Raw genomic sequence first — 25,184 nt, 5'->3', positions numbered from 1 at the left:
GCCCACCGGCGCAGCCGCCTATTAGGCCCGTAGCGCACCTAGCTACAAGGTGGACTGTCCAGTGTTAGCGCATTGCTAGCGCAGCTCACCGGCGCCCCCTGTTGGATCAATGGCTTAGGCGTGTTCGCGCTCAGATCATAATCCTTGTGTCGGGGGTTCAAATCCCTCCCTCGCTACCATTCATTTCACCCGCTAGGTCAATGACTTGGCGGGTTTTTCGTTGGCTGAAACGTGTTCCAGCGGCTTTGCAACGCGCTGCAACACGGCTCCTGGTTTTACAACGGGTTACGACTCGGCGTAGGCTGGTACGTGCAACACATCGGGAACACGGTAGGCATCTTCGGACGCCTATCTCCTGCGATACAGCCTCGGCTTAGTTTTCCGATCACTGCACGGGCAGCCGAGGGCACTCTATACCCGGCGCGCGCACCACCTCCTCCAATGCCTTGCATGCAAGAAAATCCTCGCCGCGGCTGAGCCGGGCGGGACAGCTTCATCGTGGAGGCCTTCTCGACTGCACCCGAAGGGCAGAATGCCGAGAAGCTGGAGGTGGGCGACTGTCGGCGGCCAGGCGCCGGACTTAATTCCGTGTGCAACAGGAAATCCTGCCTGGATATCGCTCGGAATATGGCTGAATTCGCAGCGATTACCCACACAGTGCTAAAAATACTGATTGAGATCAATTGACATAAACAGTCAAGTTCCCTATTCGAATCTGCATTCTAGCGGAAACGCACCTGATAAGGACTGCATCCGATGGAACAGCATCGTGCGAATATGACCAGCTACAAGCCGGCGGTGGCAGCGCTCGTTTCGATAGTCTGCCTATCTCTGCCGGCGTCTGCGCAAGTTGCGGACGGCCATTTTCCTGCCGGGGCCGGCGCACCCGGTAGCAGAAGCGATGCAGATCCCATGCAGGCCAAGTCATCTGATCTCTTCTTCGCCACCCACGATGTCTCCGGAACGCTCGGCAACTCTCTGCCGCTGGAGATAAAGCTTGTCCGCACAGGCAGCGTCTCCATCGAAGCCATCCTCCTTCAGGGCCTGCCTCGAGGCGTGACGATCAGCGACACGATCAACACGTTCTCGCCGTCAGAGGACAAAGGGGATGTCGACATCGCAGCGTGGGACCTTCCGAACATCAAGATCACCCAGGTGGACGAGCGCGAGAGCCGCTTCTCGCTCGCCGTGGCGGCAATCTGGACGGCGGCGTCCGGTGGGAAGCCCAATGTCGCGACGAGCCTACTCAACGTCAGTTTCCGTCCCGACGGTCCCAATCGTACCATCGCCGCCGGCGACGAACCGCGAAGCCCCGAGAAGCCTGCCGCTGCGATGCGCGGAACACCGTCGCCTCCTGAGGCGATCGCCAGCACTGCGGCACCTGATGCATCCACCACGGGCGAGGCTGTCGTGGTGCCGTCCGCCCGTGGCACACCCCTCACGAACACGGCAGGGATCGATCCCCCGGCATCGCCCGCCGTCATAGAGAGAAGGCCGGCCGCTGAGGGCGAGGCTGCACGGCTCGCACGTCCCGCGGAACCCGCACGGCCGACGCTCCAAGTGGACCCGCTGGTGGAGCGCGCCAGGGGCCTGATACGGCTCGGCGATATCAGCGGTGCCCGACTTCTCCTGGAGCGCGCGCAGGCGCGCAACGCTCCGAACGCGACCTTCATCCTGGCTCAGACCTGGGATCCGGACATGCTGCGGCGCTGGAGTGTGCGTGGGCTACCGGGCGATCCGGATCTCGCCAGAACCCTGTACGCAAGGGCCGCGGGTCAGAAGCAGACGGATGAGCGGCTGCTCGCCGCGACGGGCCGCTGATAGCGCGCCTGCCGAAGGTCCGACGATCACCGAGGGACACGCACATGTCGAGGCTTGCCCAATACGCTGCCGTCCTCGGGATCGCCTTGGTGGCGAGCGCAGGCGACCCTGCCGCGGGAGCCCCAGACACGGTACCAACCGATGTCGGCCCCGCGACGGAAGCTGCTCTCGGCGAGCGCATGAACGCCAACACCGTCACGGTGGTGACCGGAACGCCCGGCGGAACATACTTCCGCATCGGCGCCGAGCTCGCCTTCGTGCTGGACGACGGGGATAAGCTGCGGATCCTGCCGATACTTGGCAAGGGCGCGGGCGAGAATGCCTATGACATCCGGTTCCTAAAGGGCGTTGATCTCGGCTTCGTTCGCACCGATACATTGGACCAGCTACGACAGGACAAGCGCCTGAAGAACATCGAGCAGCAGATCCATTACATTGCCAAGCTATTCAACGACGAACTGCATATCATCGCACCGAAATCGATCCGTACGATTAGCGATCTTGCGGGCAAGCGGATCAGCTTCGACGTCAAGGGCAGTGGAACCGACTACAGCGGCCGGGCCATGTTCCGCGAACTCGGCGTGACTGTGGAGGGGATCAACGTCGATCAGCCCACTGCCCTCGAGATGCTGCGCGCCGGCGAGATCGAGGCTGTCGTGTCGGTGGCGGCTAAGCCGGTGGCGTTCATTGCGAACTTCGATCCGGGTGACCGCTTCCACTTCGTGTCAGCCCCCTACCCGGACACGATGAAAGAAGCCTATGTTCCCGCGACGCTGATGCGGGCTGATTATCCGAAGTTTGTCGGCGAAGAGGCGGTGGAGACCGTGGCGGTTGGCACGGTCCTCGGGGTCTACAACAGCCCCAAGGGATCAGCGCGCTATGAGAAGCTCGTCCGCTTCGTCGAGGCCTTCTTCGGCAAGTTCGACAAATTTCTAGCTCCCTCGCGTCATCCGAAATGGCGGGAGGTCAACCTCGCGGCCTCGGTCACGGGCTGGAAGCGCTTCCGGCCGGCGCAGGAATGGCTCGACCGCCACAGAGAGCTGGAGGCCGTTGCCCAGCCGAATCTGGACCGGTTCTTCCAGTCACAGCCTCAGCGGCCGGCCGGAAAGGACGAGATCTATCAAGCCTATCTGAAGTGGCGGCAGGCGCAGACGCCGCCTCGATGACCCCGGAGTTCAACACTCCCGATACGCGATTTCCGATGTTCAGGCGCTGATCGTTGTTTTCGATCGAAGCATTTCGTTCACTTTGAGCGGTGTGGCCCGATGCCGATGCCTGTGCAGGGTCCTGTCCAGATTCAAAGGTGTTTGACGTTCAGTCAGGTCGCTCAACGGACCGCTTCAGGGCCGTATGATTGGGCATGCGAAACCTCCAGCCCAGAAAGTGCAGCGTGTTGCGCGCAGCGCTGCATGACACCCGTGGGTGGTGGGTAGAGCCGTCGCGTCGAAAGCCTGAGCAGGATTGGCAGCTCTCGGCCAAAAGCCTCCGTGATCGTCGGACAACGACGCTCGACTCGTACCCATAAAAACGTCCCGTTGACCAAGCGCTACGGACGCAGCGGCATCAGCCCAAGGATGCCCGGCTTCGAACAGAAGCACGGTCCACCGATATCAGGAACGTGATCTCGAAATACCAGCAAATAAGCGGAACCGGTTTGCGCGCAACTCGTTTGTGCACCGCTGCCATACCGGCAGTTGCAGGTGCAAAGGAGCGGCACGCGCGTGACGGTCGATGTCGACAGGCATGAGCTGAGGCAGATCATCGCTGGCCTGAGCGAAGGGGTGATCCTGGTCGAGCCCGATCAGACCATCGCCTACGCCAATGGGGCCGCGCTTGCCATGCACGGGGTCGAGAGCATCGACGAGCTCGGGAGCGACGTCGATGCCTATCGCGAGCGCTTCGCCCTGCGCTACCGCAACAATCGGACACCGGAACATTATCCCATCGAACGTGTCGTCGCCGGCGAGCAATTTCACGATGTCGTCGTCGAGGTTCGGCGCGCCGATCGGCCGGAGATCGATTTCGTCCATTCCCTGCGCAGCCTAGTCGCCACCGATCGGGAGGGACATCCGAGCTGCCTCGCCCTCATCCTGAAAGACGTCTCGGATCAGTTCGAGGCCGAGCAGCGCTTCGAGGCCACGTTCAACGCGAACCCGGCCCCCGCGGTCATCACCCGGCTATCGGATTTGCGCCACGTCAAGGTCAATGCCGGCTTCCTCGAGATGACCGGACTTACCCGTGACGCCGTCATCGGTCGGAGCGTCTATGAGGTCGATGTTCTGGCCGGCGCACGCAACCGCGAGCTTGCGATCAATCGTCTCAACGAGGGCGGCACCATCCCGCAGATGGAGGCCTGCCTCTCGCTTCCGGACGGCGACAGCCGTTTCGTCATCGTAGCCGGCCAACCCATCGAGATGGGTGACGAGCCCTGCATGCTCTTCACCTTCGCCGATCTCGAATTGCGCCGGAAGGCCGAAGCCGCGTTGCGCCAAAGCGAGGAGCGCTTCGCCAAGGCATTCCGGCTGACCCCCGTTCCGACCCTGCTGGCGCGCCTCGACGCCTTCACGGTGACCGGCATCAACGAGGCGTTTGCCCGGGTCTTCGGTCACGGAGAGGACGGGGTCGTCGGGCGCTCGTTCAGCCAGATCGGGCTCTGGGTCGCGGAGGCGACCCGCGAGCGGTTCGAGGACACGATACGGCGCACCGGGTTCGTGTCAGGGCAGGAGGTCTGTCTCCGCCACGAAGACGGCACCGAGCTCGACTGTCTCGCTTCCGGCGAACGCATCGAGATCGGAGAGGCGACGTTCGCGCTCCTGGTCCTTCAGGACATCACCGAGCGCAAGCGCGGCGAGCGGGAGCTGTTCGAGGCCATCGAAGCGGTCATGGCCGACACCTCCTGGTTCAGCCGCGGGCTCATCGAGAAGCTGGCCAATCTGCGCCAGCCCGGGCCTCGGGACGGCGATGGAGCGAGCCCGACCCTGACGGTGCGCGAGCGGCAGATCCTAAACCTGATCTGCTCGGGGCTCGCCGACGACGCCATCGCCAAGCGGCTCAATCTCTCGCGCAACACCGTGCGCAACCACGGAGCCGCCCTCTATCGCAAGCTCGGCGTCCACAAGCGGGCGGAGGCGGTGATCTGGGGACGCGAGAACGGCTTCCCCCTCCCTTCGCCCAGTACTTAAAAACCGGTCTACCGGTATTTTCGTACTATTGAATAGCGCAGTCGATCGAACATCTGAAGCACGCCGGAGACGCTCCGGTGATTGTTGAGGTGCCTGTGACCGAACGCGCGAAACCAACTTCCGTGGAGCACGCCAAAAGCTCGCTGAAGGAGGCCATCGGAAAGCTCACCGGGAATGCCCGCGTCGAGGCCGAGGGCCGAACGGAGAAGCGCCGGACGCGACCGCCCGAAACGGAGTCGCCCCGCGACTGAACCGGAATTCACCCGGCGCCGCACGGTGGCGGCGCCCCTCACGAACGACAGACAACAGGAGGCCCACATGGTCGATACGGACAGGATCACGGGTGCCGCGAAGGAAATCGGCGGCAAGGTGCAGGGCGCGGTTGGCGATCTGACCGGTTCGCGCAGCGACGCGGTCGAGGGTCGCTTCCGCGAAGCCCAGGGCAGTGCCGAGAACCTCTACGGCCAGGCCAAGGACGCCGTCCGACATGCCGCCGACGAGGCCTACGAAGTGGCCGAGGACGCCTACGAGCAGGGGCGTCGCTACTTGCGCGGCGGCTCGCGCGAGGTCGGCGAATACGTGTCCGACGCGCCCGTCGCCTCGCTCCTCGTTGCGGGCGCTGTCGGCTTCGGCCTCGGCCTGCTCGTCAGCAAGCTCTGACTCTTTCGCATTCCGCCTTCAACGACCATCGGAGTACACGCGTGACCACGATCACAAGCCCTTCCTCCGTCGCATCCGCCGACACCCGGGCCGTCCTTCTCAACGAGGTGTCCTGGGGTGCCATCCTGGCCGGCACCGTCATCGCGATCGTGACGCAGGTCGTCCTGAACCTCGTCGGCGTGGGGATCGGGCTCGCCGCAGTCGGCACCAACGCCGCCGACAACCCGACCGCCTCGACCTTCTCGCTCGGCGCGGGGCTATGGTTCGTGGCCTCCGGCGTCGTCGCCTCGCTGGCCGGCGGCCTCGTCGCCGGTCGCCTGTCCGGCAAGTCCCTGCCGGGCGCCGCCGCTCTGCACGGCCTCGTCTCATGGGCGGTCACCACACTGGTTGTGCTGTACCTGCTGACCTCGGCGGCGAGCGGCCTGGCCGGCGGCACGCTGAGCGCGGTTTCGGGCGCTCTCGGGGGCGCGGGCAACCTCGTCGGCGGCACCGTGCAGACGGCGGCCCAGGCGGCGGCGCCGTCGCTGTCCAAGATCTCCAACCCGTTCGAAGGGATCGAGCAGAAGGTCCGCGAGCAATCCGCCGGCCAGGATCCGCAGGCGGCGCGTGACGCCGCGGTGGCCGCTATCCGGGCCGTGCTGACCGGCGATCCGGCACAGAAGGAGCAGGCCAAGAACCGCGCGGCCGATGCGCTCGCTAAGGCGCAGGGCATCTCGCCGGACCAGGCCAAGACGCAGATCGACGATTACCAGAAGCAGTACGAGCAGGCCGTGACGGCGGCCAAGCAGAAGGCTGAGGCCGCTGCCGCCTCCGCAAAGTCGGCGGCCACGCAGGGGGCCTTCTACGCCGCCCTCGCACTGGTCCTCGGCGCGCTCGCCGCCTTCTTCGGCGGTCGTCTCGGCGCTCCGTCGCCCGTTACCGCGCTCGGCACCTACGACGCCCGCCGCGCCTGACCGATTCCCCTCGGCTCCCGCCACCGGGCGGGGGCCTCCACGACCGGCCCCGCCGGTGACCACTCCCTCGAAGCAGGAGCACATCCGATGAGCAGCACCTCCGACAAGATCAAGGGCCTCGCCAATGAGGCCGTCGGCAACATCAAGCAGGGCGTCGGCAACGTAACCGGCAACGACCGGCTCGTGGCCGAAGGCAAGGCGCAGGAGCTCAAGGGCGAGGCGCAGAAGACGGTCGGCGACGTCAAGGACGGCGCCAAGAACCTCGCCGACAAGATCACCGGCAAGCGCTGACCCAGGGCGCGGGGCCGGCCGTCCCGGCCCCGACCCCACGAATTCCATTCCGATAAGGAGAGCATCATGAACCGCGATCAGTTCCGCGGCGCGTCCCGTCACATCAAGGGCCGAGCCCAGACCGCACTCGGCAGCGTCACCGGCGATCCCGCCCGCCAGATGCGCGGGGCCGTCAATCAGGTCGCCGGCGGTGCGCAGTACGTCTACGGCAGTGCCCGCGACCGGGCGGAGGATCTTGCCCGCGACGGACGCCACCTCGCCCGCGCCGCCCACGAGCGGGCGGACGATCTGATCGAGGACGGCCGCCGCTTCGTCGGCGAAGCCCGGCGCCACGGCCGGGACTACGGTCGGCGCGCCGTCCGCTACGCCGAGACCAACCGCACCTCGACCCTGCTCGGACTCGTGGCCGCCGCCTTCGCGCTCGGCTGGCTCGCGCGTCCCACGCGCTGAGCGCCTCGACCGGGAGCAATGCCATGATCCGCAAGCTTCTCACCGCCCTCGTGCTGCCGAGGGTGATCGCCTTCGTCAGCCGCAGGCTCACCGGCCGAACCACGGCCCCGTCGCGCCATCGGCGCTGAGCCGAACCGACGACATCATCAAACCGGAAGAGGACACGCCATGAGCAAGGGATATCCGTCGATGACGGCCCTGCTGGGACTGCTGGCGATCGCCGGCTACCAGAACCGGGACAAGATCGCCGAATTGCTGAAGGGGAACCAAGACCGGATCGGGCATTCGCCGGTGCCGCCATCGCCGAATCCGAGCGCGGACCAGGGAGGCTCCGGTGCGCTGGACAACCTCGGGGGGCTGTTCGGCGGCATCGGATCGGCCGGCGTGGGCGGCCTGATCGCCTCCGGGCTGAGCGAACTCGTCGAGCATTTCACCAAGGGTGGCCATGGCGAGGCCGCGAATTCCTGGGTGCGGCAGGGACCGAACCGCGATATCGCCGAGGCGGATCTGGAGCGCGCGATCGGTTCGGAGACGCTCGAACATCTCACGCGGCAGACCGGTCTGAGCCGTGCCGCTCTGCTGTCGCGGCTCTCGCGCGAACTTCCTTCCGCAATCGATCGGTACTCGCCGGACGGGCGCCTGCCGGTCTGACCCTACCGGACCGGGCGCGCCGCTCGGTCCGCCAATCCCTTTTCCCTTCCAGACGGAGACCATCCGCCGATGATGTTCCGCCCGACCTTCTGTGCCCTTCTGCTGCTGGCGAGTGCGCCGGCATTGGCCCAGGAGCCCGCACCCGTGGCTGCCCAGCCGGCAACGCTCAACGATGACCTTCGGGCGAAGTTCGTCGCTCAGGCACCGGAGGACGTGGTCGCCTCGAAGTTGATCGGGTTGAGCATCCGCAATGGCGGCAACGAAACTATCGGCTCGGTCGCCGACGTGGTGTTCGACGAACGGCGCGCGGTGAAGTCCTATGTTGTCAGCGTCGGTGGCTTCCTCGGTCTGAACGCCAAGTACGTCGCCGTGGCGCCCGACACCTTGAAGCTTTCGCGCAAGGACGGCGGGACCCTCGACGCGGTGATCGAGACCGACAAGGATCAACTCCGCGCGGCGCCGGAATACATTTATCTCGGAGCTGAACCGAAGAAGTGATCGGGCCGCCAATCGACCGCCGTCGGCGCGATCCGGTGCCTGCGCCGCATTGCGCAGGCGGAACCGACCGACATGTTCCTCCACCTTCGAAATCTTGCATGAAATTCCGCATGAAAAGTCTTCGCGCGTCTGTGCTGTGTAGCGCCCTTTTCGGCATCGTCACCGTGGGTTCCGCCCAGGCGGACGACACGCCGACAACGGCGGGCGCGGTCGATCGGCTCAAGGGTCTGACGAATGAGGTCACCGGCAGCGCGAAACGCGGCGTCGGCAACCTGACGGAAGACGAGGCGATGAAGGCCGAGGGCCGCGAACAGAAGCTTGGGGGCCAGGCGCAGCAGGAGCGCGGCAGAGCCAAGGATACGGTCGAGAACGCCCTCGACAAGTAGCGCGTCGGATTTCCCGGCGGCGCGGGCGGCCGGGATTCTTCTACCGTTTTGACGCTGACGGGGACCGTTCACCGACGGAACGGCCTCGAACGAACGGCGCTTGATCGTGAATCGACGTCCCGGATCACGCTCACGATGGACAAGTTCCTCTACTACCTCGTCACCTTCCTCGAATCCGCTCTGTCGGTGGTCGGCATCCGCGCGACCTACGAGGAGCCGCGCTACGCCGTGGTCGAACGGCTCGAGCGCGGCGTCGAAATTCGGGACTACGAAGGGCGCGTGGCGGTCGAGACGGATGCGAGGGGCCAGCAGGACGGTGAAGCGTTCGGGCGCCTGTTCCGATACATCACAGGCGCGAATGGTGGAGCGGCCCGCATCGCGATGACCACGCCCGTCGAGACCAGAGGCCGGCTGATCGCGATGACCGTGCCGGTCGAGCAGGGCGCGGCGGGCACGATGCGATTCTACCTGCCGCGGAAGGTGGTCGAGGCAGGGGCACCGGAGCCGACCGAGCCCGGTGTCCGGCTGGCACGCATCCCGCCCGAGCGGCTGGCGGTCCTGCGCTTCTCCGGCAGCGCGACGGCTGAAGCGCGTGAGCATCAATCCCGCATCCTCACCGAGGTGCTGGGCAGGGCAGCGGTCGGGAAGCCGGCGCGGCCGCCGTTCTTCATGGGCTACGATCCCCCCTTCTCAGTTCCTTTCCTGCGAAGGAACGAGGTCGCTGTCCGGTTGCAGTCCGCGAAAACCTGAATGGCGGAGTGCGCGGGGATCAGACTCCATTGCGCGTCGTCCTCAATTGCCTCTGATCCAATCCGCGGCTCCCGAGGCGGAACGGAATTCCTCCAGAGCGTGGACACGTGCCCTCGGAAGCGCCTCACGGGCCATGGTCGCGAGGGCATGGCCGGGGCCGAGTTCGAGCACGGTCTCGCAACCATACTCCCGGCAGGCCACTAGGCAGGCGGCCCAATCGATCGTCCGAGAGATCTGGCTTGCGAGCTTCGACAAACCGGCCTGAACGTCGAAGACGGCGGCGCCGTCGAGGCCGCTGATCAGCCGCGGCGCCCCCGCGGGCGGGCGGCGCGGGCGCTCGGCAGCGAGCGCCTCCTCGAAGCGTCGGCTTGCCTCGCGCAAGATCGGCGTGTGCGAGGGCGTGCGCACCGAGAGGACCACAGCCCGCTGCGCACCGGCCGCGCGGGCTCGCGAGCAGACCTCTTCGAGCGCCGCACGCGGACCGCCGACGACGGCGCTGTCGGCGGCATTGCGGATGGCAAGATGGCAGCCGTGGCCTTCGGCCATCGTCTCGATCTCGGCAAGGCGCAATCCGCGGATTCCGGCAAGCGCGAAGCCCTCGCCGCTGGCGGCATCCATCGCTTCGGCACGGGCCGCGGCGAGACGCAGGATCTCCTCCGCGTCGAAGCGGCCGGCGCATCCCCAGGCCGCGAGATCGCCGATGCTGTAACCGGCAACGATCGCGCGGGCCGGACGGGCCGCTTCCACGATGGTCCAGCCCGCCAGCGCGGCGGCGCAGCAGAGGATCTGTCCGGTGCGGTTGCCGTGCAGATCCGCGCCCGGCGCGCGAACGAAGGCCCGGGGGTCCTGGCCGAGGATACGCGCCGCCGCGGCGAAGACCGGTTCGGCCGCGGGCCAGTCCGCGGTGAGATCGAACATGCCGGGGTGCTGTCCGCCCTGGCCGGACAGGAGGACCGCGAGCGTCATGGACGAGCCTCGATGGCATCCACGAACAGCGTCATGGCGAGGAGGTCCGCCGCGCCGCCGGGGCTTAGGTTGCGAGCGACGAAGGCGCGGTGCAGCGCCTCGGCGCGTGCCCGCCAGTCGGATCGAGCGACACCGCCCGCCGCGATGAAGCGCGCCGCCTCGGCACGCGCGAAAGCGAGCCCTTCCGGCCCGCCGCGATGCAGCAGGTTCGTGTCCTCCAGATGCGCGATCAGGGCGAGGCAGGCCTCCACCCGTGAAGCTCCATCGTCGCCGGGACGGACCCGCCGAGCGCGCCTCAGGGCCGGTAGGCCGACGCGGTAGAGGCTCGGGAACCCGCTGGCGGCCTCGACCGGCGCGCCGCCGACTCCGTGGCGGCGACGTACCCACGCGCCCGGGGCGTGGAGCAGTACCGTACCGTCGAGGATTGCCGCACCGTAGCGTTCGCGCACGAGGGCACCGAGCGCCCCGGCCGACGGACGTGCCAAGGCTCCGGCCGCGACGCAGAGGAGACCGAGCCCGAAGATCGCGCCGCGATGGGTGTTCACGCCCCCCGTCGCGGCCCGCATCGCCGCTTCGGCGTCGAGACCGATGCGGCGCAGAGCCGGCATCGTTGCCCCCGCGGCACCGGCGAGGGCGAGATCGCGGAAGAAGGGCGTGATCGCCGCACTGCTGTTCCGGAACGTTTCCGCGTCCATGTCGGCGTGGCTGCCGGAGTCGATCGGACTCACGAGGCCGGGCTTCGGGTAGGTGTCGAGTTCGAGACGGAGCGCGTCTGCGGCCGCCCGCGCGATCGTGTCGGCCCGAGACGATCGGCCGACGATCTCGTTGTTCGGAAGGGACCGAAGCGCTTGGAGCCGACTCATTCTCCAACTCCTGCTAAGCCGCCCGCCGGCCGGCCCGCGAGAACTGCGGCGGCCTCGCGGAGAACCAAACGGTCACGGTGCTTGACCAGAACCGTGTCGTCGGGCGCGGCGGCGTGCAGTTCGCGCCAATTCACGCCGCTTCCGTCCGGAAACAGGATCTCGCCGTCGAGGCGCATGGGTGCGCGCGCGTCGATGTTCGCCAAGCCGTCGAGCAGGCCGGGCGGAATCGCAGCCCGGACCGGCCAGAGCAGGTCGAGGTCCGATCGCTCCGACAGGTAGGGCAGGCCGGTCAGGCTCTGCCAGAGCAGGCTCCCGAAAGGACGCGGCGCGAGGCCATGACACTCGCTCAGCGCAATGAGCGCTCCCAGCGTTGCGGCCCAGGCAGGTGGGCAGGCGCCACGTGACTCCGCCAGCAGGAGGGGACGGCGCGGACGGACCGCGTCCGGCGGAAGAGCGAAGCCGATCCGGCGCTTGCCGTCGCGCGGCGGCAGCGGCAGGCCGACGGGGATGAGCCCCGCTTCGTCGCCCGGATTCCGGCGGCGCAGGATGACCGGTCGCCCGTCCTCCGCCCATGCCGCGACGTGCGGCACCCCCGCGAGGTCCGCGCGCGCAGCGATCGCTGCCGCCCAGGCGCCCGGCTCCACATCGAGCAGGTCGTGGCGCCGGTACGCCTCAGCCACGGCCAGCCTCAGCCGAAGGCCGCTTCGCGGACGACCTGCGCGGCAATCTCTTCCGCCACCGGCCGCCCGCCGCGCTCGCGTCCGAGCCGGTCGCGAACATCCTCGGACGGCATGGCATCGATCACGGCGGCGATCTGGGCCGCAAGAGGCTGGTCCGGGTCGAGCACGGCCTGCACCGCGCCGGTGCGCACCATGTTGTCGAGGCCGGGTGCGAAAACCGGCGTGTCCTTGGCCATGGCTTCGAGCCGGTCGAGCGGCAGCTTCGTCACGCGCGCCACCGAGGGCAGGTCCATCACGCTCGGATTGGCCCCCGGCAGGCCGACGAGGACGCGGGTCGCCAGGGCCGTTGCGATGAAGGCGCCCGCCGCCGAGTGGCCGTAGATCAGCCCGACCGTCGGGTGGCCGTGGGCGTCGGCGAGCAGCAGCGTCTTGGCGAGGTGGGCGAGATACTCGTTGAGGCCGAGCAACTCGTCGCGCCGGCTCATGCGCTGACTGTCGGAATCGATGGCGACGAGAATCGGCGTGCCGCCGCCCCGGCGCACCACGTCGAGGACATCGCCCGCGAGCCGGCAGGCGCCGTCGACGCCGAGGGCGGTATCGCCGTCGATGCCGATCACCGCGAGACGGCCGCCCCTGAACGGACCCTCGCCGCTGACGAGACCCTCCTCGACGGTGACGGAATGGCCTTCGGGGAACAGGCCGGCCAGGATCTCGGGCAGCGACGTATTAGCGCGCGTCATGGGTCGTCTCCCCGAGGTTGGCGAGCAGGGCATCGAAGTCGGCCGTGGTCAGCGCCGGCACCGCCTCTGGATTGTTGACGCCGAGCCGCGCCCAGATCTCGACCGCGTCGCGACAATCTCCGAAGCGCGCGAGCCGCTCCTCCAGGCGCTTCTGCTCGGCCTCCAGGGTAGCGAGATCGAAGGCCGGGGCACGGCCGATCCCGTCGAGCGCCGCCTGCCGAAAGGCCGCGACCGTGTCGTCGGCATAGGCGTCGGCGCCCCCGGTGAGGCGGCGATGCTTGCCGCCCATGGTGCGCCAAACCAGGGCACGGTCGCGGGAATCGAACTCTTCCGCGCCCTTGTTGGTCTCGATCACCTCCGGTCCCGAGACGGAGATACGTCCGCCCTCGGAGACGACGAGGTGCGAGCAGGTACCGGCGATCAGCCCGCCGCCGCCATAGGCCCCGGCCCGTCCGCCGATCAGGCCGATAACGGGCACGCCGGCTGCACGAACTTCTGTGATTGCGCGCATCACCTCGGCGATGGCGGTCTCGCCGGCATTGGCTTCCTGCAGACGCACGCCGCCGGTATCGAACAGGATCAGCACCGCGTCCGGCTTCAGCATCAGGGCGGCGCGCAGGAGGCCGACGAGCTTGGCGCCGTGCACCTCGCCGAAGGCACCGCCCATGAAGCGGCCCTCCTGCGCGGCGACGAGCACCGGCTTGCCGTCGAGGCGGCCCGAACCGACGATCATGCCGTCGTCGAAGGCGCGCGGCAGGTCGAACAGCGGCAGATGCGGACTCATCCGGCGCTGCTCCGGACCGATGACCTCGCGAAAGCTGCCGGCATCCAGAAGGCCGTCGATGCGGGCGCGGGCGCTCGCCTCGTACCAGCTCGTGGCCCAGCCCCTGCTGGCGGGGTCGATGATCCGCTCGCTCATCCTCAGACCTCCATCAGCCGGGCGCCCTGGAGCAGGCGCAGGGACACGGTGTCGGGGCGGGCGCCGCCGTCGTTGACCGTGATGCGCAGGCCCCCGGGCTGGGCGCGTGCGACGAAATCGGCGACCACCGCCGCCCAGACCTCGCCGTAGCCGCGGATCGGCGTCTCGATCTCGACCGTGCATTCGGTCGCGGGCAGCGTGCGTTCCAGCAGCACTTCGAGGTTTCCGGAGGCGACGACGCCGGTGATGGCCTGCGCCTTGCCGCCGGGCAGGGCCTTCTGCGTCGTGTGTCGGAAGCTGAGCTTTTCCATCGCGGCCTCACCAGTTCCGGAACTTCGCCGGCGGCTCGTAGAGCCCGCCCGACCAGTGCACGAGATCCTTGATCGACTTCGCCGCGAGCAGGGAGCGGTCGGCGTCGAGAGGTTCGATGCCGAGATCCTCCGGGCGGCGCACGATACCGCGCTCGCGCAAGCGCTCGACCATGGCCCGGTCGCGTCCGCGGCCGATCTCGGTGTAGCCGGCGACCCCGCGGATCGCCTGCTCGCGCTCGTCGGCGGTGCGGCACAGGAGGAGGTTGGCGATGCCCTCCTCGGTGACGATGTGGGTGACGTCGTCGGCGTAGACCATCACCGGCGCGAGTTCGAGGCCGATCTTCCTGGCGAGTTCCAGCGCATCGAGCCGCTCGACGAAGGCCGGCACCAGCCCCTCGCCGAAGGTCTCGACGATCTGCACCACGAGCTTGCGCCCGCGCATCAGGGCCGGATCGCCGGTCACCTGCGCCTCGCGGCCGGCCTTCATCCAGGTGTCGGAGGGGTGGCGCCGCCCGTGCGGGTCCGAGCCCATATTCGGGGCGCCGCCGAAGCCGGCCACGCGGTTCTGCGTCACCGTCGAGGAATGGCCGGCGAGGTCGATCTGCAGGGTCGAGCCGATGAACAGGTCGCAGGCGTAGAGGCCGGCGGTCTGGCAGAAGGCCCGGTTCGAGCGGAGAGAGCCGTCGGCGCCGGTGAAGAAGATGTCGGAGCGCTCGCGGATGTAGCGGTCCATACCCACTTCCGAGCCGAAGCAGTGAACTTGGCGGACCCAGCCCGATTCGATCGCCGGGATCAGGGTCGGGTGCGGGTTGAGCGCCCAGTGCGTGGCGATCTCGCCCTTCAGACCGAGCCGCTCGGCATAGGTCGGCAGCAGCAGTTCGATCGCCGCCGTGCCGAAGCCGATGCCGTGGTTGAGGCGGCGGATGCCATACTCGGCGTAGATCCCCTTGATCGCCATCATGGCCATCAGGATCTGCGTCTCGGTCATCGCGGCCGGATCGCGGGTGAACAGCGGTTCGACGTAGAACGGCTTGTCGGCCTCGACCACGAAGTCGATCCGGTCGCCTGGGATGTCGACGCGGGGCACGCGCTCGACGATCTCATTGACCTGCGCCACCACGACACCGTTCTTGAAGGCGGTGGCCTCCACCACAGTCGGCGTGTCCTCGGTGTTCGGCCCGGTGTAGAGGTTGCCCTCCCGGTCGGCCGAGACGCCGGCGATTAGCGCCACGTTCGGGGTGAGATCGACGAAGTAACGGGCAAACAGCTCGAGATAGGTGTGCACCGCCCCGAGCTGGATCTGCCCGCCATAGAGCATTCGGGCGATGCGCCCGCCCTGCGGCCCCGAATAGGAATAGTCGAGCCGCTTCGCGATCCCCTGCTCGAAGATGTCGAGATGCTCCGGCAGCACGATGCCGGACTGGACCATGTGCAGGTCGTGCACGCGGCCGGGGTCGCACTGGCTCAAGCCCCGCGCGAGGCAATCCGCCTGCTTCTGGTTGTCACCCTCCAGGCAGACCCGATCGCCGGGCCGCAGGATCGCCTCCAGCAGATCGACCACGGCCGAGGCCGCCACGACCTTCCCCGCGGCATGGGCCCGGCCCGCCTCGATCCGCGCATCGCGGGCTTCCCGTTCCCGACGCCAGCCGCTCATCCGGTCCGCTCCCTGTAATGGCCTCGCTGCGCATACACGCCTCGACCGTTCGGCCGGCTTCGTATGTCGTGCGGCGTTCTAATGCCGGTTTTTGTATTCCTCCTTGCGTCAAAGTCAATATCTTGCATACGATGACCGAACAAAAACGAATCACTGAATACGGGAAGGAGACGCCTGATGGCGGCTGCATGCAAACGGCCCATCGAAGGCCGCTGGACTGACGAAAGGCCGGCCGCGCGGTCGGTTGGCTCGCGCTGGGGAGAGAGCCGATGACGATCCTCGGCGTCGCGCTCCTCGCGATCTGCACGCTGGTCGGCGTATTCCTGGGCGACCTGCTCGGGATCCTGCTCGGCGTGAAGGCCAATGTCGGCGGTGTCGGCATCGCCATGATGCTGCTGATCGCCGCCCGGATCTGGCTCATGCGCCACGACCGGCTCGGCCACGCGACCAAGCTCGGGGTCGAGTTCTGGGCCAGCATGTACATCCCGATCGTGGTGGCCATGGCGGCGCAGCAGAACGTCGTCGCGGCGGTGAGCGGCGGCCCGATCGTGATCATCGCGGCGGTCGGCAGCGTGCTCCTGTGCTTTGCCGCGACCGCCCTGCTCGGCCGGATCGGCGGGGGCCCGGCGCGGGACGGTGCCGAGGCCGAGCAGGCGGGCGCCGTCATCGCCGGAGACGCCGAGGCGCCGTCCTCCGCGCGACCCACGACCGGAGCCGGGAGGTAAGACCATGCTGCACATGCTGGAACACGTCTTCGTCGAGCAGAGCCTGGTCGCCGCCTTCGCGGTCATCGGCGGCCTGATGCTGGTGTCGAACTTCATCGGGAAACGCCTGACCGGCGGCCGGGTCCACGGCTCGGCCATCGCCATCGTGCTCGGACTGGTGCTGGCCTATCTCGGCGGGCTCGCCACCGGGGGCAAACATGGACTCGCCGACATTCCGGCGCTCGGCGGCATCGGTCTGATGGGCGGCGCGATGCTGCGCGACTTCGCCATCGTCGCCACCGCCTTCGAGGTCGATGTGATCGAGGCGCGCCGCGCCGGCCTCCTCGGCGTCGTCGCACTGGCACTCGGCACGGTGCTGCCCTTCATCGTCGGCACCGTGACGGCAATGGCCTTCGGATATCACGACGCGGTGTCGATCACGACGATTGGGGCGGGCGCGATCACCTACATCGTCGGCCCCGTGACCGGCGCGGCGCTCGGCGCCGACTCGACCGTGATGGCGCTCTCGATCGCCACCGGCGTCACCAAGGCGGTGATGGTGATGGTGGGCACGCCGCTGGTCGCCCGGCTGATCGGCCTCGACAACCCGCGCTCGGCGATGGCCTATGGCGGCCTGATGGGCACGGTCAGCGGGGTCGCGGGCGGGCTTGCCGCCACCGATCCCAAGCTCGTTCCCTACGGGGCGTTGACCGCGACCTTCCACACCGGCATCGGCTGCCTCGTCGGCCCGTCGCTGCTGTTCCTGATCGTGCGGGCGCTGGTGGGGTGAAGCGGGTGGGAGAGGGCTGCGAGATGGACGGCATGGCCGAGGGGCGCGGCCTTCTCTCCGACCAGATCCGCAATGCCCTGACCGACGAGATCGCCTCCGGCGTGCTCGCGGCGGGCATCGCTCTCGACGAGCAGGACCTCGCGGATCGTTTCGGCGCCTCGCGCACCCCCGTCCGCGAAGCCCTGCGCCAGCTCGCCTCGAGCGGCCTCGTCGAGATGCGCCCCCGGCGCGGCGTCGTCGTCACCCGCATGACGCCCGAGCGGATCATGGAGATGTTCGAGACGACCGCCGAGTTCGAGGCCTTGTGCGTGCGCCTCGCCACCTACCGGATGACGCCGCTCGAACTCAGCGCGCTGATGGACCTGCACGAGCAATCGGCGGAGCCGGTGGCGGCGCAGGACTACGATACTTACGACGCCCTCAACCGCGCCTTCCACGAGGCGCTGTACCGCGCGACCCACAACGGCTTCATGGCCGAGCAGGCGCTCGCGATCCGATCGCGCTTGTCCGCCTTCCGCCGGACGCAACTTCGGCAGGGCGAGCGCATCCTGCGCTCGCGCGCCGAGCACGGCGAAATCCTACAGGCGATCGCCGAAGGTGACGGCGAGGCGGCGGCCCGGCGGATGCGGGCCCATATGCTCAATGCCGCCAGTGCCCTCGGGCGTTACGTCGCCGAACATGCCAGTGTGTAGCTCCGAAGACGATCCGAGCTGATCGGCACGTGTGAACGGAGACGGCACAGTCTATCGTCGGCTGTTCGCTGGCCGGGCAGACCGATCCGCCTCGGCTTGGTTCGTGGCTCGGCTCAGAGAACCGCATGTTCGACTGGAACGATCTTACCTTCTTCTTGGAGCTCGCCCGCCACGGCCGGCTCATGCCGGCGGCGCGGCGGCTCAAGGTCGACAACACGACGGTCAGTCGCCGGATTGCCGAACTGGAGCGCGACCTCGACACCAAGCTGTTCCAGCGCTGCTCCGATGGCTTCCTGCTGACCGAGGCAGGCCACAAGCTCTTCGTCGTGGCGGAAGGCATCGAGCAGAAGATGCTGTCAGTGCCGGATCTGCTCGGCCTTCCCGACGGCGCCGAGCCCGCCGGACGCGTCCGGGTTGCCAGCATGGAAGGCATCGCCGCCTTCTACCTTTCGGCCAAGTTTGCCGAACTCGCCGCAGCCACGCCGGGTCTCGTGGTCGAGCTGGTCACCGAGCGGCACCTCATCAACCTGACCAAGCGGGAAGCCGACATCTCGGTCTCGTTCGTACCGCCCCAGGGGCCGCGTCTCAGGGTGCGGCGAGCCGGCGAGTTCCGCCTCGCCCTCTTCGCATCCGAGCGCTACCTGACCGCGCGCGGATCGCCGCGCACGCGCGGTGATCTCAACGACCATGATTTCGTCGATTACGTCGATGATCTCGTGGCAATCGAGCCTGTGCACTGGCTGCTCGAAGTCTTGAAGCCCGCGAATGTGGTCTTCCGATCCACCAGCATGGCGGCGCAGCAGACCGCCGTCGCCTCGGGCGCCGGGATCGCGCTGCTGCCGCTTTTTTCAGCAAAGACCAACCCGGCCCTCGTGCCGGTCCTGCCGGACGAGATCGTCGTCCGTCGCAAGCTCTACCTCTCTGTGCATGAAGACATCGAGCATGTCGGCCGCGTCCGCGCCGTGACCCGCTTCCTGAGTGATCTGTTCATTCGCGAGGCAGGCTATTTGAACGCGTTCTGAGCACGTCTCGGCAGGTTTGCAGCGGCCCTTGCGATTTTTCCATCTTCGCGGTGGCGATCGTCTCTGTTGCAAATGCGGCATTCCCATTGCGGAGCCGCACCGATGTCCGTTCTCTATCCGAAGTTCAAAGCGGCCGCGTGCCACGTTGCCCCGGTCTTTCTCGACAGCGTTGCTTCCGCGGAGAAGGCGGTGGCCCTGATCGGCGAGGCGGCCCGTGCGGGCGCCGACCTCGTGGTCTTTCCCGAGGGATACATGCCGGGCTTTCCGCTCTGGGCGGCTCTGCGCGCACCGATCCACAACCACGATCTCTTCAAACGTCTCGCCGCCGAATCCGTGCGGCTCGACGGCCCGGAGATCGGTGCGGTGCGGGCCGCCGCGCGGCGCAACGGCGTCCTCGTCTCACTCGGATTCAGTGAAGGCACCGAGGCCAGTGTCGGCTGCCTGTGGAACGCCAACGTTCTGATCGGCCGCGACGGCGCGATTCTCAATCACCACCGCAAGCTCGTCCCGACCTTTTACGAGAAGCTCATCTGGGCCAACGGCGATGCCCGGGGATTGCGCGTGACGCCGACCGAGATCGGCCGGGTCGGCATGCTGATCTGCGGTGAGAACACCAATCCGCTGGCACGATACGCGCTGATGGCACAGGGCGAGCAGGTCCACATCTCGACCTATCCGCCGGCTTGGCCGACCCGCCCGCCGGGCGAGAGCGCCGCCTACGACCTGAAACGCGCCATCGAGATCCGCGCCGGAGCCCATGCCTTCGAGGCGAAGGTCTTCAACATCGTCTGTTCCGCCGTGCTCGATGCAGGCGCCAAAGCGATCCTCTGCGAGGGCGATCCCGCGCTTGCCGATCTCGTCGATCGGACCCCGGCGGGCGTGTCGATGATCCTAGATCCGACCGGCTCGCACGTCGTCGCCCCGCCCCAGGGGGACGAGACGATCGTCTACGCCGACATCGACACCTCGGCCTGCGTCGAGCCCAAGCAATTCCACGACGTCGTCGGCTACTACAATCGCTTCGACATCTTCCAGCTCAGCGTCGATCGCACGCCCCGCGAGCCGGTCAACTTCGGCACCGGCGCACGACCGATGGCATACGCCGCCGACGGCACCGACGGAGCTGTGGGCCTCACCTCGGATGGCACAGACGCGCATCGGAGCCTCGATGAGCCGCGCGCAGCCCAGCCGCAGCGCCGCGCCGATCACTGAGACGTTCGCGCGGATTTCACATCCCCCGGCTTGCCGGAGGTGTTCGGCAGCCCCCTCGCCGATGACGGAGGTGCATCATGCTTTCACCGGACAGAGTGCTCGTAAAGGACGAGGCCGACGAGATCGTGAAGCTTTCACGAAAACGATCGCGCGTTGCCGTCGCGCTGAGCCTCGTGATGATCACGATGTATTTCGGCTTCATGACGATGTTTGCCTTCGCCAAGCCGACAATGGGGACAATGCTCGCCCCGGGATTATCGCTCTGCATCCTTCTCGGAGCGGGCGTCATCGTCGGATCATTTGCACTTTGTTTTGTCTACGTCGTCTGGGCGAACCGGTTCTACGATCCGGCCGTGCGCCAGATCATGCGCTGAGGAGGGAGCGATGCAGGCAGCCAACAATCCACTCGCGGTCACCTTCTTCTTCCTCTTCATGGCGCTGACGCTCGGCATCACCTACTGGGCCGCGCGGCGCACCCGCACGACGGAGCAGTTCTTCGCCGCAGGCGGTCAGATCACGGCTTGGCAGAACGGCTGGGCACTCGCGGGCGACTTTCTCAGCGCGGCCGCACTGCTCGGCATCGCCGGCATCATCACGTCGAACGGCTTCGACGGGCTGATCTACTCGATCGGCTTTCTCGTCGGATGGCCGATCATCTCGTTCCTCATCGTCGAGCCGCTGCGCAACCTCGGCAAGTTCACCTTCGCCGATGTCGTCGCCTATCGCCTGCGGCAGCGGCCGGTGCGGATGGCCGCCGCCCTCGGCACGCTGACGGTGATCCTGCTGTACCTGATCGCCCAGATGGTCGCGACCGGCTCCCTGATCAAACTCCTGTTCGGTCTGCCCTACACCGCCTCGGTCATCGTGGTCGGAACGGCGATGCTCATCTACGTGATCTTCGGCGGCATGCTGGCGACGACTTGGGTCCAGGTCATCAAGGCCGTCCTTCTCTCCCTCGGCGGCCTCGTCCTCGCGCTCCTTGTACTCGTCCATTTCGAGATGAACCCGCTGCGCCTCTTCTCGGCTGCCGCCGAGCGATACGGCGAGCGCGTGCTTCAGCCGGGCTCCAAGGTGGCGGGCAGCGGATGGGACGCGATCTCCCTCGGCGTCGGCCTGATGTTCGGAACCGCCGCCCTGCCGCACATCCTGATGCGCGCCTTCACGGTGCCGGATGTGAAGGAGGCGCGGATGTCGATCCTCTACGCCACCGGCATCATCGGCTCGTTCCACCTCCTCGTCTTCGTGATCGGCTTCGGTGCGATGGTCCTCGTCGGTCCCGAAGTCGTGACGAAGGCCGGCGGCGGCGGCAACATGGCGGCCCCTCTGCTCGCCCTCACGGTCGGCGGCAACGGCTTCTTCGGCTTCATCTGCGCCGTCGCCTTCGCGACCATGCTCGCGGTCGTTGCCGGCCTCACCCTCTCGGGCGTGGCGACGGTCTGCCACGACCTGTGGGTCAACGTGGTTCGCAACGGTCATGCGCCGGAACGCGAACAACTCACCGTCGCCCGGATCGCGACCGTCGCCATCGCGGCCCTGGCGGTGTTCCTCGGCATCGTGTTCGAGGGGCAGAACGTGGCCTTCATGGCGGGCCTCGCCTTCGCGGTTGCCGCGGCCGCCAACTTTCCCGCCCTGCTGCTCTCCATCACGTGGAAGCGTTTCACGACCGCGGGCGCCGTCGCCAGCATTCTGGTGGGCACCATCGCCTCGCTCCTGCTGATCAGCCTCTCGCCGACGATCCAGGTCGATGTGCTGGGACGCAACCTCGCCGACGTCTCGCAAGCGTGGTGGTTCGTGCCGATGAAGAACCCGGCCCTCATCAGCATGCCCCTGTCCTTCCTGGTCGCGATCGCCGTCTCGCTCGTCACCTCGGAGGATGGCGCGGACAGCACCTTCCGCGAGATGCGCCGGAGGATCATGTTCGGTGCGCCGAGGGAGGCCTAGCCGGCAGCTGAGCCATAGGTCCTGTCGCACGGGCGGGGCGCCGGCAGGCGGCCCGCCCCGATGTCTTGGCATGGACGGCTCGTGCAGGCGCGTTGGCGCTGCCCCCGCGGCTCACGGCCGTTCAGCGAGCCCGGCAGCAAAGCGTTGGGCCGTCGCGATCCGGCGGCTCGTGATCGCCGCCATCGAGGCACGAGCTTGTTCCAGGATGGCCGGCGGAGCCTTGTCCGGCGTGCCGCTATCGAACGGCGGCTCGGGTGCGTAGGCCATGTAGAGTTGGATGGCCTTCGCGGCATCCTCGCCCCGCAGTTCCGCCGCAAGCCGCAGGGCGCCGTCGATTCCCGCCGTGACGCCGGCCGCGAACACCCACCCGCCGTCGACGACGACGCGCGCGTCCACGGGGATTGCGCCGAAAGAGGGCAGCAGGTCGAAAGAGGCCCAATGGGTCGTGGCGCGGCGGCCCCGGAGCAGCCCCGCTGCTCCGCACAGCAGGGCACCGGTGCAGACCGAGAAGACGCTGCGTGCACCGGCTGCCTGACGCCGCAGCCAATCGAGGACGGCCCCGTCGTCCATCAGATCCTCCTGGCCGAAGCCTCCGGGGACGTGAACCACGTCGAGCTGCGGTGCGTCGTCGAGGGTCGCATCCGGCGTCAGCCTGAGGCCCCGCACGTCGCGAACGGTTTCAGCCGACTTGCCGTAGAGGCGGTAGGTTGCGTTCGGGAGACGGGACAACACCTCGAACGGACCGGTCAGATCAATCTGATCGACGCCCTCGAACAGCAGCGAACCGATCTCCAGGTGGGTGTCGGGCGGGATCATCATGGCCTCCGATGGACAAGCGGAGGCTACCGCGGCAGGCTCTGGCAAGAATGCCAAAAGTCCCTCGCTTCTCGCCAAATGATCACCGGCTCGTGGAGCTTCTCGCCTTTTCGGAGGTGCAGATGCTCGATGTCGCCGGACCGCTTCAGGTCTTCGCATCCGCTAACGAGGAGGCGAGACGGGCCGGAGTCGAGCCGCCCTACCGCCTCCGCGTCATTTCCCGCGACGGAGGTGCGATCGCCTCCTCGGCGGGCTTGGCACTCGCGACGGAGCCGCTGAGCGCGACCTCGGAGGAGGTTGATACGCTGATCGTGGCCGGTGGCCCCGGCGTCGACAGAGCCGCGGAGGATGGCGGCACGGTCGACTGGCTGCGGCGGCGCGCAAGTCGGGCACGGCGCGTCGCGTCCGTCTGTACCGGCGCTTTTCTCCTCGCCGCCTCGGGGGTGCTCGACGGGCGGCGGGCGGTCACGCACTGGTCGTATTGCGAGGCGTTCTCACGCCGCTTTCCCGCCGTGCGCGTCGAACCGGATCCGATCTTCCTGCGGGATGGACCGGTCTGGACCTCGGCCGGGGTGACGGCCGGCATCGATCTGGCGCTCGCGCTGGTCGAGGAGGATCTCGGCCGGGAGACGGCTCTGGCTGTGGCGCGCTACCTCGTCGTCTTCCTGAAACGTCCTGGCGGCCAAGCGCAATTCAGCGCTGCCCTCTCGCTGCAGATGAGGGGCGACCGTTTCGAGGCGCTGCACCGTTGGATGCGGAGCAATCTGGCGGCGGACCTGTCGCTGTCCGCGCTTGCCGCGGAAGCGGGAATGAGCGAGCGCAGCTTCAGCCGGCGCTACCTCGAAGAGACCGGCCTCACGCCGGCGCGGGCGGTCGAGCGCCTGAGAGTCGAGGGTGCAGGTCAGATGCTCATCGAGACCGATGATCCGGTGAAGCGGATCGCACGACGCTGCGGTTTCGGCTCCGAGGAAACCATGCGGCGCAGCTTCCTCCGGCAGCTCTCGACCACGCCGCAGGACTATCGCTCGCGCTTCGGTGCCGGGCCGCGGATCTAGGACGATGCCCGCCTCTTCGATGCTCCGCGAACCGGCCCCGGCTCGCGATTTGACGGACCGGGAACACCGGACCTGCGCGGTTTGCGCGCGGTCCGAAACAGTTTGGCCCGTCGCGGGTATCCTCATCGCTGTCGCATCGACGCGACAGGATAGGAGCTGCCGGGATGGGACATAAGCCGCTGCGCGAGCAGGTCATCGTCGTCACGGGAGCATCCAGCGGGATCGGACTCGCGACCGCGCGGATGGCCGCGCGGCGCGGCGCGCGCGTCGTGCTCGCGGCCCGCAGCGACGATATCCTGGCCAAGGTCGCGGAGGAGCTCGGCCCCCGCGCCACCTACGTCGTCGCGGATGTCGGCCGGCGCGAGGACGTCCGGGCTGTCGCCGACCGGGCAATCTCGACGTTCGGCGGCTTCGATACCTGGGTCAACGTGGCCGGATTGACGGTCTACGGACCGCTTCGCGAGATCGCACCCGAGGACCATGAGCGGCTGATCCGGACGAATCTGTGGGGCACCGTATACGGCTCTCTGATCGCGGCCGAGCATCTGCGCGAGCGCGGCGGCGCCATCATCAACGTCGGCAGCATCGCCTCGGACCTCGCCTTCCCGTTCCAGGGGCTCTATGCCGCCTCGAAGCACGGGGTGAAGGGTTTCACCGACACGCTGCGCATGGAGTTGCGGGCAGAGGGCGCTCCGGTCTCCGTGACGCTCGTGAAACCCGCCTCCATCGACACGCCGCTGCCGAACCGGGCACGCAACTACATGGACCGCGAGCCGACGCTTCCGCCGCCGATCTATCCGCCGCAGGAGGTCGCCAACGCGATCCTGCACGCTGCCGTGCATCCACAGCGGGACATCTTCGTGGGCGGAGGCGGCAAGCTCTTCGTCATGGGTAAGGAGTTCGCGCCGGGGGCCTACGACGAACTCGCGCCGGCCATCATCGCGATGCAGAAGCGGTCGGAGCCCCCGCGCAACCCGGAGGGCGCGCTGCACGCGCCCCGGGCCGCCGGACAGGAGCGCGGTGATCCGCCGATCTACGTCATGCGCACCAGCGCCTATACCCGCGCGAGCCTGCACCCCCTCGCCACGGCCGGACTCGCGGCCGGGCTGGCGGCCGCGGCAGCCCTGGTCCTCGGCGGCCGGACGGGCCGCCGATCCTGAGAAAGGCGCCGACCTTA

Annotated in this window: 28 protein-coding genes; 20 read left to right on the top strand and 8 right to left on the bottom strand. The window is 67.7% G+C overall.

Translation table 11 applies throughout. The features are described from left to right. The first annotated feature begins 756 nt into the window (after positions 1 to 756). From MPPM_RS00365 to MPPM_RS00310, 11 genes are all read left to right on the top strand, one after another. Positions 757 to 1,821, top strand: a complete 1,065-nt coding sequence (locus MPPM_RS00365) for a hypothetical protein (RefSeq protein WP_096482865.1) — start codon at positions 757 to 759, stop codon at positions 1,819 to 1,821. Between the two features lie 44 nt (positions 1,822 to 1,865). Continuing rightward, positions 1,866 to 2,987 carry a TAXI family TRAP transporter solute-binding subunit gene (locus MPPM_RS00360; RefSeq protein WP_096482862.1) on the top strand — a complete coding sequence of 374 codons (1,122 nt, stop codon included), beginning with the start codon at positions 1,866 to 1,868 and terminating at the stop codon, positions 2,985 to 2,987. Between the two features lie 555 nt (positions 2,988 to 3,542). Continuing rightward, positions 3,543 to 5,003 (top strand): helix-turn-helix transcriptional regulator, encoded by a 1,461-nt coding sequence (locus MPPM_RS00355; RefSeq protein ID WP_096482860.1) that lies wholly within the window; start codon positions 3,543 to 3,545, stop codon positions 5,001 to 5,003. Positions 5,004 to 5,321: 318 nt separating this feature from the next. Continuing rightward, positions 5,322 to 5,663: a CsbD family protein gene (locus MPPM_RS00345; protein WP_096482856.1), complete on the top strand. Its 342-nt coding sequence runs from the start codon at positions 5,322 to 5,324 to the stop codon at positions 5,661 to 5,663. Positions 5,664 to 5,704: 41 nt separating this feature from the next. Continuing rightward, positions 5,705 to 6,616, top strand: coding sequence for a PhnA-like protein (locus tag MPPM_RS00340; protein WP_096482854.1), 912 nt, complete (start codon positions 5,705 to 5,707; stop codon positions 6,614 to 6,616). Positions 6,617 to 6,703: 87 nt separating this feature from the next. Next, the gene (locus tag MPPM_RS00335) at positions 6,704 to 6,907 is read left to right on the top strand and encodes a CsbD family protein (RefSeq protein WP_096482852.1); all 204 of its coding nucleotides are present in this window, start codon (positions 6,704 to 6,706) and stop codon (positions 6,905 to 6,907) included. 66 nt (positions 6,908 to 6,973) lie between these two features. Then, positions 6,974 to 7,357, top strand: coding sequence for a CsbD family protein (locus MPPM_RS00330; protein ID WP_096482850.1), 384 nt, complete (start codon positions 6,974 to 6,976; stop codon positions 7,355 to 7,357). Between the two features lie 168 nt (positions 7,358 to 7,525). After that, positions 7,526 to 8,008 (top strand): YidB family protein, encoded by a 483-nt coding sequence (locus MPPM_RS00325; protein WP_096482848.1) that lies wholly within the window; start codon positions 7,526 to 7,528, stop codon positions 8,006 to 8,008. A 69-nt stretch (positions 8,009 to 8,077) separates the two neighbouring features. Further along, positions 8,078 to 8,506 carry a PRC-barrel domain-containing protein gene (locus tag MPPM_RS00320; protein ID WP_096482846.1) on the top strand — a complete coding sequence of 143 codons (429 nt, stop codon included), beginning with the start codon at positions 8,078 to 8,080 and terminating at the stop codon, positions 8,504 to 8,506. Between the two features lie 110 nt (positions 8,507 to 8,616). Next, positions 8,617 to 8,892: a CsbD family protein gene (locus MPPM_RS00315; RefSeq protein WP_096487643.1), complete on the top strand. Its 276-nt coding sequence runs from the start codon at positions 8,617 to 8,619 to the stop codon at positions 8,890 to 8,892. A gap of 135 nt (positions 8,893 to 9,027) precedes the next feature. After that, entirely contained in the window at positions 9,028 to 9,642 is a 615-nt protein-coding gene (locus tag MPPM_RS00310; protein ID WP_096482844.1) for an SOUL family heme-binding protein, read from the top strand. Positions 9,643 to 9,684: 42 nt separating this feature from the next. Here MPPM_RS00310 and MPPM_RS00305 read toward each other — a convergent pair whose 3' ends face one another. Genes MPPM_RS00305 through mdcA form a run of 7 tightly spaced genes read right to left on the bottom strand, consistent with a single transcriptional unit; the run spans position 9,685 to position 15,775 of the window. Next, a complete protein-coding gene (locus tag MPPM_RS00305) occupies positions 9,685 to 10,608 on the bottom strand; it encodes an acyltransferase domain-containing protein (protein WP_096482841.1) in 924 nt (307 codons plus the stop codon). After that, the gene (gene mdcB, locus MPPM_RS00300) at positions 10,605 to 11,471 is read right to left on the bottom strand and encodes a triphosphoribosyl-dephospho-CoA synthase MdcB (protein ID WP_096482839.1); all 867 of its coding nucleotides are present in this window, start codon (positions 11,469 to 11,471) and stop codon (positions 10,605 to 10,607) included. The genes MPPM_RS00305 and mdcB overlap by 4 nt, the downstream gene beginning before the upstream one ends. Further along, complete coding sequence (mdcG, locus tag MPPM_RS00295; RefSeq protein ID WP_096482837.1) at positions 11,468 to 12,151, bottom strand: malonate decarboxylase holo-[acyl-carrier-protein] synthase; 684 nt, start codon at positions 12,149 to 12,151, stop codon at positions 11,468 to 11,470. Before mdcG ends, mdcB begins: the two co-directional genes overlap by 4 nt. Positions 12,152 to 12,159: 8 nt before the next feature. Beyond that, on the bottom strand, positions 12,160 to 12,891 hold the full coding sequence (gene mdcE / locus MPPM_RS00290; RefSeq protein WP_096482835.1) for a biotin-independent malonate decarboxylase subunit gamma: 732 nt from the start codon (positions 12,889 to 12,891) through the stop codon (positions 12,160 to 12,162). Beyond that, entirely contained in the window at positions 12,878 to 13,810 is a 933-nt protein-coding gene (locus MPPM_RS00285) for a biotin-independent malonate decarboxylase subunit beta (RefSeq protein WP_096482832.1), read from the bottom strand. Before MPPM_RS00285 ends, mdcE begins: the two co-directional genes overlap by 14 nt. Before the next feature lie 2 nt (positions 13,811 to 13,812). Then, the gene (gene mdcC / locus MPPM_RS00280; protein ID WP_096482829.1) at positions 13,813 to 14,121 is read right to left on the bottom strand and encodes a malonate decarboxylase acyl carrier protein; all 309 of its coding nucleotides are present in this window, start codon (positions 14,119 to 14,121) and stop codon (positions 13,813 to 13,815) included. A 7-nt stretch (positions 14,122 to 14,128) separates the two neighbouring features. Next, complete coding sequence (mdcA, locus tag MPPM_RS00275; RefSeq protein WP_096482826.1) at positions 14,129 to 15,775, bottom strand: malonate decarboxylase subunit alpha; 1,647 nt, start codon at positions 15,773 to 15,775, stop codon at positions 14,129 to 14,131. 269 nt (positions 15,776 to 16,044) lie between these two features. Here mdcA and madL point away from each other — a divergent pair, with 269 nt between their 5' ends. The 7 genes from madL to MPPM_RS00240 all read left to right on the top strand — a co-directional run bounded on the left by madL (position 16,045) and on the right by MPPM_RS00240 (position 22,136). Further along, complete coding sequence (madL, locus tag MPPM_RS00270) at positions 16,045 to 16,500, top strand: malonate transporter subunit MadL (RefSeq protein ID WP_096482824.1); 456 nt, start codon at positions 16,045 to 16,047, stop codon at positions 16,498 to 16,500. Between the two features lie 4 nt (positions 16,501 to 16,504). Continuing rightward, the gene (gene madM / locus MPPM_RS00265; protein WP_096482822.1) at positions 16,505 to 17,269 is read left to right on the top strand and encodes a malonate transporter subunit MadM; all 765 of its coding nucleotides are present in this window, start codon (positions 16,505 to 16,507) and stop codon (positions 17,267 to 17,269) included. Positions 17,270 to 17,292: 23 nt separating this feature from the next. Next, positions 17,293 to 17,961, top strand: coding sequence for a GntR family transcriptional regulator (locus MPPM_RS00260; protein ID WP_173807965.1), 669 nt, complete (start codon positions 17,293 to 17,295; stop codon positions 17,959 to 17,961). A gap of 125 nt (positions 17,962 to 18,086) precedes the next feature. After that, a complete protein-coding gene (locus tag MPPM_RS00255) occupies positions 18,087 to 18,983 on the top strand; it encodes a LysR family transcriptional regulator (protein WP_096482819.1) in 897 nt (298 codons plus the stop codon). 102 nt (positions 18,984 to 19,085) lie between these two features. Next, a complete protein-coding gene (locus MPPM_RS00250) occupies positions 19,086 to 20,195 on the top strand; it encodes a carbon-nitrogen hydrolase family protein (RefSeq protein WP_096482817.1) in 1,110 nt (369 codons plus the stop codon). 77 nt (positions 20,196 to 20,272) lie between these two features. Continuing rightward, complete coding sequence (locus tag MPPM_RS00245; RefSeq protein WP_096482815.1) at positions 20,273 to 20,569, top strand: DUF485 domain-containing protein; 297 nt, start codon at positions 20,273 to 20,275, stop codon at positions 20,567 to 20,569. A 10-nt stretch (positions 20,570 to 20,579) separates the two neighbouring features. Beyond that, on the top strand, positions 20,580 to 22,136 hold the full coding sequence (locus MPPM_RS00240) for a solute symporter family protein (protein WP_096482813.1): 1,557 nt from the start codon (positions 20,580 to 20,582) through the stop codon (positions 22,134 to 22,136). A gap of 111 nt (positions 22,137 to 22,247) precedes the next feature. On the opposite strand, the gene MPPM_RS00235 is transcribed toward MPPM_RS00240, so the two are convergent. Beyond that, positions 22,248 to 22,952 carry a DJ-1/PfpI family protein gene (locus MPPM_RS00235; RefSeq protein ID WP_096487641.1) on the bottom strand — a complete coding sequence of 235 codons (705 nt, stop codon included), beginning with the start codon at positions 22,950 to 22,952 and terminating at the stop codon, positions 22,248 to 22,250. Between the two features lie 50 nt (positions 22,953 to 23,002). Between MPPM_RS00235 and MPPM_RS00230 the strand changes: the two genes are divergently transcribed. Together MPPM_RS00230 and MPPM_RS00225 are read left to right on the top strand one after the other, a co-directional pair. Further along, positions 23,003 to 24,007 (top strand): GlxA family transcriptional regulator, encoded by a 1,005-nt coding sequence (locus tag MPPM_RS00230; protein WP_096482811.1) that lies wholly within the window; start codon positions 23,003 to 23,005, stop codon positions 24,005 to 24,007. A 164-nt stretch (positions 24,008 to 24,171) separates the two neighbouring features. Continuing rightward, positions 24,172 to 25,167, top strand: a complete 996-nt coding sequence (locus MPPM_RS00225) for an SDR family oxidoreductase (RefSeq protein ID WP_096482809.1) — start codon at positions 24,172 to 24,174, stop codon at positions 25,165 to 25,167. Positions 25,168 to 25,184 lie beyond the last annotated feature (17 nt).

The organism is Methylorubrum populi (assembly GCF_002355515.1).
In the GTDB taxonomy this organism is placed as follows: domain Bacteria; phylum Pseudomonadota; class Alphaproteobacteria; order Rhizobiales; family Beijerinckiaceae; genus Methylobacterium; species Methylobacterium populi_A.
This window is presented reverse-complemented; position numbering and strand designations above follow the sequence as displayed.